The organism is Bacillus sp. GMa5/1 (genome assembly GCF_050172015.1).
Lineage (GTDB): Bacteria > Bacillota > Bacilli > Bacillales > Bacillaceae_G > Bacillus_A > Bacillus_A cereus.
Genome location: NZ_JBNLYC010000179.1, coordinates 1 through 7,540 on the forward strand (window position 1 = coordinate 1; position 7,540 = coordinate 7,540).

Sequence of the window (7,540 nt, forward strand, 5' to 3'; positions counted from 1 at the left end):
AATAAAAATAGACTACTTCTAAAACAACACACATAAATTTCATATAATATGGAAATATTAAAAGGAAAATTGTTCTAAAATCAGGAGGTTTCCGCAATGACAAGTGATACATTTCCACAACTGCCGCTATCTTATTGGATTGAATCTACTCAGCTTCCTACTTTCCCTCGTTTATCCGAAAATATAAAGACAAAAGTTGCTATTATCGGTGCTGGTATTACAGGTATTACTACTGCCTATTTACTTGCAAAAGAAGGCATCGATGTTGTTTTAATTGATTCTGGTCGTATTTTAAACGGAACGACTGGGCATACAACAGCGAAAGTAACAGCACAACATGATCTTATTTATGATGAATTAATAAACCATTTCGGTGTAGAAAAGGCCGGGCTTTACTATGAATCAAATAATCAGGCTCTACAATTCATAAATGAAACTGTTCAAACATATAAAATCGACTGTAATTTCTCAAATGAAGATTCATATTTATATACAACTACCGATAACGGATTAAGAAATTTATCGAAAGAATATGAAGCTTATCAAAAATTAAATATACCTTGTGACTATGTTCAATCTCTATCGATTCCTATTCCAGTACAATCTGCGCTTATAATGAAAAATCAAGCACAATTCCATCCCCTTCTTTATTTAAAAACACTTTTAGAAAAGTTTGTGGAGATGGGCGGAAAGCTCTACGAACAAACAACAGCTATGGATGTGGAAAAGGGAGATCATCCACAAATAATTACAAAAGAGGGCCATCATATCACTTGTGAATATGTCGTCTCTTGTTCACATTTTCCTTTTTATGATGCAAATAGCTTTTTCTTTACGCGAATGTACGCAGAACGCTCCTACGCTCTTGCAATAAAAGCAAAAACGGATTATCCAGGTGGCATGTATTTAAGTATTGATGATCCAAAGCGCTCCTTACGCTATATAACAAACAATGGAGAAAAATTAATTTTGATTGGCGGAGAGAGTCATAAAACAGGACAAGGAATAAATACGATGCTTCATTACGAAGCACTTTATTCTTTTGCTGAAGCAACTTTTGGAATAGACGAAGTTCCTTATAGATGGTCAGCACAAGATTTAATCACTCTAGATAAGCTTCCTTATATCGGACATATTAACGAAAGAAATCCAAATATCTTTGTTGCAACTGGATATCGCAAATGGGGCATGACAACTGGAACTGCTGCCGCTCACCTACTGAAGGACTCCATCCTAAAAGTCCACAGTCCCTATAAAGAACTGTATGCACCATCACGCTTCCATGCAAATCCAGATATAAAAACGTTCCTCTCCCAAAACATTGATGTTGCGAAACATTTAATTGAAGGTAAGATTGAAACCGCATTACGTAAGCCAGAAGATCTCGAAGTTGGTGAAGGATCTGTCGTACATGTTAACGGTAAACGAGCAGGTGCTTATAAGGACAAAGAAGGAAAATTACATATCGTCGATACAACTTGTACACATCTCGGCTGTGAAGTTGAATGGAATAATGGTGATTGTACTTGGGATTGCCCTTGCCATGGTTCTCGTTTTTCAATTGAGGGAGACGTTCTTGAAGGCCCAGCAGATCAACCGTTAAAACGAGTTGATAATGAGTAAACAAATAAAGAAGTTCAACAGAATTACGGTTGAACTTCTTTATTTGTTATAAAATCTTTTCAGATAAATTTCGACACAGGGAGGGAAATATTAACATTAAATAAAATAATATATTCATCTACAAATTAAAAGGGGTGAATATTATGCAACCTTCAGCTCCACCTCATCTAGAATCTACAGAAACTATCTTTTCAAGCTCTATTACAAAACTTGTTGTTTTTATTTGTTGGCTAGCCATTTTAGCTGATGGATATGATTTAGGTATTTACGGTGCCGTTCTACCAAAGCTCCTAGAAGACAAAAGCTGGGCGCTATCACCAGCGCACGCTGGTACAATTGCAAGCTATGCTTTATTTGGGATGTTTATTGGGGCTATTCTAGTTGGAACGATTACAGATCTAATTGGGCGTAAATGGACGCTTATATGCTGTTTAGCACTTTTTTCTATCACAATGGGTTTAGCGGCTATCGCTTCTTCTCCTGAGTTATTTGGATTATCTCGATTTATAGGAGGAATCGGATTAGGCGGTGTTATCCCAACGGCTTCAGCACTTACTGTTGAATATTCACCAAAAAAAAGGCAATCTTTTATTTATGCTCTTATGTTTACTGGCTATCCTTTAGGTATCGTATTAGGTGCTATTTTGTCTATGTTTATGTTAGAAGATTTCGGATGGAGAATTATGTTTGGTATCGGAATGATTCCACTACTCCTCATTCCTTTCATTATTCGCTATTTACCTGAGTCCATTCAATTTTTATTATCACGTAATCGCCAAGAAGAAGTGAACCAAATTCTTAATCGTTTTCAAATTGAATTTCATGTAAAAAATAAAACTCATCAAGCTCCATCTACTATACGAAAGAAAAATGGATTTTTTACTTTATTCTCAAAAGAATACATAAAAGCAACACTACTTTTTTGGATCACTTATATAATGGGAATGTTTTTAATATACGGTTTAAATACTTGGTTACCACAGATGATGCGCCAGGCGGGATATCCTCTTGGATCTAGTCTGTCTTTTCTACTTATGCTAAATATTACCGCAGCTGTTGGTGCGTTATTCGCTGGAGCAATTGCTGATCGTATAGGCGCAAAAATTGTTATTAGCATCTCTTATCTTATGGCAGCCATATGTATCGGACTATTAACAATTAAGCCATCTGTTACAATCATTTATCTTTTAATTGGCCTTGCTGGTATTGGATCGGTCGGTATTACTCAAATATTAAATGCATATGTAACACAATACTTCCCATCACATATCCGAGCTACCTCCTTAGGCTGGGGACTGGGACTTGGCCGAGTTGGTGCAATTGCTGGCCCTATTCTCATCGGTATTATTATGACAATGCAATATGACTTAGCATGGAATTTTTACTTATTCTCCTTTGCAGGTCTTATCGCAGCTATATCTGTTTTCTTCATTCCTACAAAATAAAAAGAGCACAAACTTACTTGTGCTCTTTTTCATATGCTCCAAACAGCATGTCTCGAAATAGTGTATTTAAAATTTCAATATCGATCCCTGATCCCTTTTCAATTCCTTTTACATATTGCCCATAGTAATGAATTTGTTCTTCTAAAAATTGATTTAGCACCTTAATTTTCAATCCAACATCTAATTCAGTACCTGCTTTTTTCTTTATTAACAACTTTTCAATCTCATCTAACACACTACGTTCTAATGGTAATTCTGTAATCAATCGATCAAATTCTACAGGTGGTAAAGTTGCTTTCTCTTCTAGCCACTTACAAGCTAAAATAGGACGTAATACATAAAAGTACTTTTTCAGCTTTACATTCTCACCTTGCAAAAATTCACGATAATTTTTCGACGCCATATGTAAATAATGATATATCGTTGCTTTTGGATCAAAATTCTTCTCACTCATCTGTTGAAGTAGTTCTGGAAAATTAGAGTTTTTCGAATAAAAAATTGGTGATCGAATCCACTCAAGTAAAGCTGGGTTCGACTTCGCGAATAGTTGCAACGCCTTTTTAATATCCCAACCACTTATATCTAAATCATCACTAATTGGATATTCAATTACATCACGTTTGTCATGAATTGATAAATACCATTCTACCGGATGTATATAAACAAACCTAACATCATAATCGCTATCTTTCGATGGAAATCCCCAAGCACGACTCCCTGATTCCACCGCAAATAAAATTTTTACATCATTCTCTTTTTCAATTCTTTCTAACTCCAACTCGATTTTCTCTCTCATTTCATAACATCTCCATTTTTTGATTATTTCCTTGGAAATTCGACAATACACTATTAATTTTACTACATACTAAAAAAACTGTCAGAAATTACTGACAGCCTAATAAAACTTCTATTGTTGCTTTTCGATTACAGTAGCAGCAATTCGTTCAAACTCTTTTTGAATCTCCTCTTTATATGCATCTACTATTGAAAAATCCATAGCGGCAATATAAATTCGTTCTAATTTATCACGAACCGATTTTGCTTTCGCTAAGAAAGACATTGCCTCATTCATTTTTGCTTTATACTGAATGGAAACATCACGAATTTCCTTCGCATATTTCTCATCCGTCCCTGGCGTAACAATAAGGGCATACATATCAATAATTTCATCACCTTCGCGACTTGGAAAATATTCATGCGGTGCGGTGCTATCAAAAATTGCAAAGCCTAATTCTCTTACGATAACCATATCAAGACTATTCGGGTCAAATCCGCAATGATATACTTCAACTTCAAATCCTTTTTCTTCAGCTGCCTCAGCTAACTTTTTGAGCATCGTTGATTTTCCAGAGCCTGGGCGGCCTTTTATAAAATAACGATGTGGTAACCCTTCTGTTAAATTAGGAACAAAGTCAACTGCTCCTTTCGGTGTTGCAGCTCCTAAAAAACGATGTTTGACAAGCGATTGTCTCCCGCTTTTATCTGCAAATAATTTCTGGATTAGCTGATCGGTTAGTTCATTTGCTTTATTAAAATCTATATTATCAATATATATCTTCTCCCACTCATCATGTATAACCAATGCCTCTTTAAAACGTGCGTAAGCAGACTGAAAAGCTTTGCTTGCTTCTGAAACAAATCTTTCAATTTCTAACTTCTGCTTTCTTAGTTTATCTGAGTCCCAAGCAATTCCTAAATTTATATACTCTTCAACAACTCCTGGCATTTTTGGCTCAATAACATGCGGTGATGTCCCATCAACAATTCCTACTTTTAATTGTGGGATAATTACACCATCAACCGATTTATTGTCAGAAGAACAATGTAAAAATTCAATATCATATCCTTTTCCAACCCATTCACGACCTATTGCCTTTATTAAAGAAGATTTTCCCGTTCCTGGACCACCCTTTAAGATAAATAATCTGTCTAATCCTTTTAAATTCTCTTCGTATAAATTGTGAAATCCCCTAGCTGTATTACCACCAGCATAATAATTCAATACATTTCCTGTCACTGCACTCACTCCTTCGCAGCATTCTATTTACATAAGCTACAATATGCGAGCGGCTTTATTTGGGTGAATACCTATTTTGTATTGCACACAAAAAGGAAATGAATTACAATTTAACTATCAGAAAATTAAGATTTTTAAACTGAATACTTCTTTATCAAGAGAGGCAGAGGGACTGGCCCTTTGAAGCCCAGCAACATCAGTTTATACGAACTGAATAGGTGCTAATTCCTGCAAAATGCATTGCATTTTGGAAGATAAAACTCAACTAGCATGTAAAGCTCATCTTTCTTGATACTGAAGGATGAGCTTTTTATTATTTGAAAAACATATATTGGAGGTATGTAAAATGAAAGTAATTGATTTATCACAAACATTTGAAAATAATATGTCTCAATTTCCTGGAACACCTAAAATACAACTAGAAGCTGTTACAAGTGTTGAAGAATCAGGCTATCAAGTTACAGATTTTCATTCTGTCGTTCATGTTGGCACGCATTGTGATGCTCCTGCGCATTTTATTTCAGGCGCAACGACCATCGATCAATTACCGCTGGATCAATTTGTAGGTGAAGCTGTTCTTATTGATGTAACTCATGTACAAGAACGAAAACTACCTAAAGAAGTACTGCACGATGCTGATATAAAAGAAGGAGATATTGTTATTTTCCATTCCAATCTATCTACTAAATGGAACACGGAGGCGTATGAGAAAGAAGCTTTTTATCTTTCTGAAGAATTAGCCGAGGAACTAGTACAATTAAAAGTAAAATCTGTCGGTTTAGATTTTATTTCTCCTGATGAGGTAACGACAGAAACATCACCAATTCATCACATACTACTTGGGAATAATATTTATTTAATCGAAAACTTAACAAACTTAGATGCCATTCACACGAAACGTTTCTTCTTCTCAGCAGCACCTTTAAAAATTAAAGATAGCGACGGTGCTTTTGCAAGAGCATTTGCTGTAATTTTTTAAACAAACTATACAAAAAAGCAAAGATCATCATTGACCTTTGCTTCTATTTTTTTTATTTAAATTAAGAAAGAATTGCTCAACATGAGGACGTAACCAGGCTAAATAATCCTTCTCTTTCTTCTTTGTACAAGCTATTTCTTCCCCATCTACCATTTCAACAAGTTCTAGTTCTAACAGTTGCTTCGTGAATGCTAACATATTCACTTCTTCGGATGGATACTCTTCTTTTAATTTCTCCTCAATTTCCCCCAATAAAAAACCGTCACGCATCATTGCCAATGCATCAATCCAAAGTGGCGGCATTTCATACTTTTCTCCTGTAATTGTGTCTTTTACAGTATAATTCTTTTGCTCTTTTCGAAATTGAATCGTGTGTAAACATACAGTCGAATTTAATGTTAATTCCATCATACCACCTCTTTCATAATATCTGCATAGAAAAAAGGATGCGCGTGCACCCCTTCTTATCTTTTCATAACACTACTGAACCGTTACATGAGCAATCAATCTCATGTCGATATTTTCCTCCATTATAAACGAAGTATTTTATAAAAAAAACCCTTCTTGAAACATTTTATAAAATATTTATATTTACACAACAAGAACACTTTTCTGAAAAATCTTTTCTCAAATACATTAAACGGTCGGCAGAAAAATTTCTACTTTCGTTCCTACTCCTAGACTACTTTGGATCGTGATACTCCCTTGATGTTCCTTAATAATTTTATATGTAATCATTAATCCAAGTCCTGTACCATTCTCCTTTGTTGTGTAAAACGCCTTGCCGATTTTTTCTAACTTCTCATTCTCTATACCACATCCTTGGTCTTCAACAGAAATACACAAATGTCCTTGCGTTTTTTGATATGCACGGATATGAATTTCTCCACCCTCTGGCATTGATTCTATTCCATTTTTAATGATATTTAATAACACTTGTTTTAATTGCTTATCATCACCGTTTATAGCCGGTAGATTTCCATCTACTTGTAAATTACATTTAACTCTATATTGCGTTGCATAACTTTCCATTAGATGCACAACATATAGAAGGGTGTCTCGTATATTACACCTTTCATAATTTGTTGGCTTTGGTTTCCCTAACAACATCAATTCACTAACAAATCCATTAACCCTTTCAATTTCTTGTAGCATAATGTCGTAGCTCATCGTATCAGTTGGATTTCTTTCTTTTTGCATTTGCGTAAACCCTTTTAACGCTGTTAGTGGATTTCGAATTTCATGGGCAATTGTTGTAGACATAGTCCCAATCACAGCTAAATTTTCCGTCTCTTTCATATTGTTCATCATTTCAACCACTGTTCTTACATAAGATTGAAATCGTTTTAATAAAGAATGTGAAATAATGAAATAAAATACACATAAAACAAGTGGAATTATCACTTTTAAATCTTGTAATAGCAATGTGAAAAATACGTACTTTCCAATTACACTAAAGGAAACTAAATAAAAGTA

At 34.7% G+C, this 7,540-nt stretch carries 7 protein-coding genes and 1 riboswitch; of the genes, 3 read left to right on the forward strand and 4 right to left on the reverse strand.

From position 1 onward, the window contains the following. Positions 1 to 96: 96 nt before the first annotated feature. Together ACQGSG_RS24390 and ACQGSG_RS24395 are read left to right on the forward strand one after the other, a co-directional pair. Positions 97 to 1,623, forward strand: a complete 1,527-nt coding sequence (locus tag ACQGSG_RS24390; protein ID WP_000199992.1) for an FAD-dependent oxidoreductase — start codon at positions 97 to 99, stop codon at positions 1,621 to 1,623. A gap of 143 nt (positions 1,624 to 1,766) precedes the next feature. After that, positions 1,767 to 3,068 carry an MFS transporter gene (locus ACQGSG_RS24395; RefSeq protein WP_001183092.1) on the forward strand — a complete coding sequence of 434 codons (1,302 nt, stop codon included), beginning with the start codon at positions 1,767 to 1,769 and terminating at the stop codon, positions 3,066 to 3,068. A gap of 13 nt (positions 3,069 to 3,081) precedes the next feature. On the opposite strand, the gene ACQGSG_RS24400 is transcribed toward ACQGSG_RS24395, so the two are convergent. Together ACQGSG_RS24400 and ACQGSG_RS24405 are read right to left on the reverse strand one after the other, a co-directional pair. Continuing rightward, positions 3,082 to 3,864: a nucleotidyltransferase domain-containing protein gene (locus ACQGSG_RS24400; RefSeq protein ID WP_001208233.1), complete on the reverse strand. Its 783-nt coding sequence runs from the start codon at positions 3,862 to 3,864 to the stop codon at positions 3,082 to 3,084. 111 nt (positions 3,865 to 3,975) lie between these two features. After that, the gene (locus ACQGSG_RS24405; RefSeq protein WP_000147484.1) at positions 3,976 to 5,085 is read right to left on the reverse strand and encodes a PRK06851 family protein; all 1,110 of its coding nucleotides are present in this window, start codon (positions 5,083 to 5,085) and stop codon (positions 3,976 to 3,978) included. 148 nt (positions 5,086 to 5,233) lie between these two features. Beyond that, positions 5,234 to 5,346, forward strand: a riboswitch (SAM riboswitch). Positions 5,347 to 5,431: 85 nt separating this feature from the next. On the opposite strand from ACQGSG_RS24405, the gene ACQGSG_RS24410 reads away from it, so the two are divergent. Further along, entirely contained in the window at positions 5,432 to 6,064 is a 633-nt protein-coding gene (locus tag ACQGSG_RS24410; RefSeq protein WP_000862983.1) for a cyclase family protein, read from the forward strand. A gap of 27 nt (positions 6,065 to 6,091) precedes the next feature. On the opposite strand, the gene ACQGSG_RS24415 is transcribed toward ACQGSG_RS24410, so the two are convergent. After that, positions 6,092 to 6,472 (reverse strand): hypothetical protein, encoded by a 381-nt coding sequence (locus ACQGSG_RS24415; RefSeq protein ID WP_000424119.1) that lies wholly within the window; start codon positions 6,470 to 6,472, stop codon positions 6,092 to 6,094. A gap of 228 nt (positions 6,473 to 6,700) precedes the next feature. Continuing rightward, positions 6,701 to 7,540 (reverse strand): ATP-binding protein (locus ACQGSG_RS24420; RefSeq protein WP_426948216.1); only part of this gene is annotated, 840 nt, incomplete at its 5' end.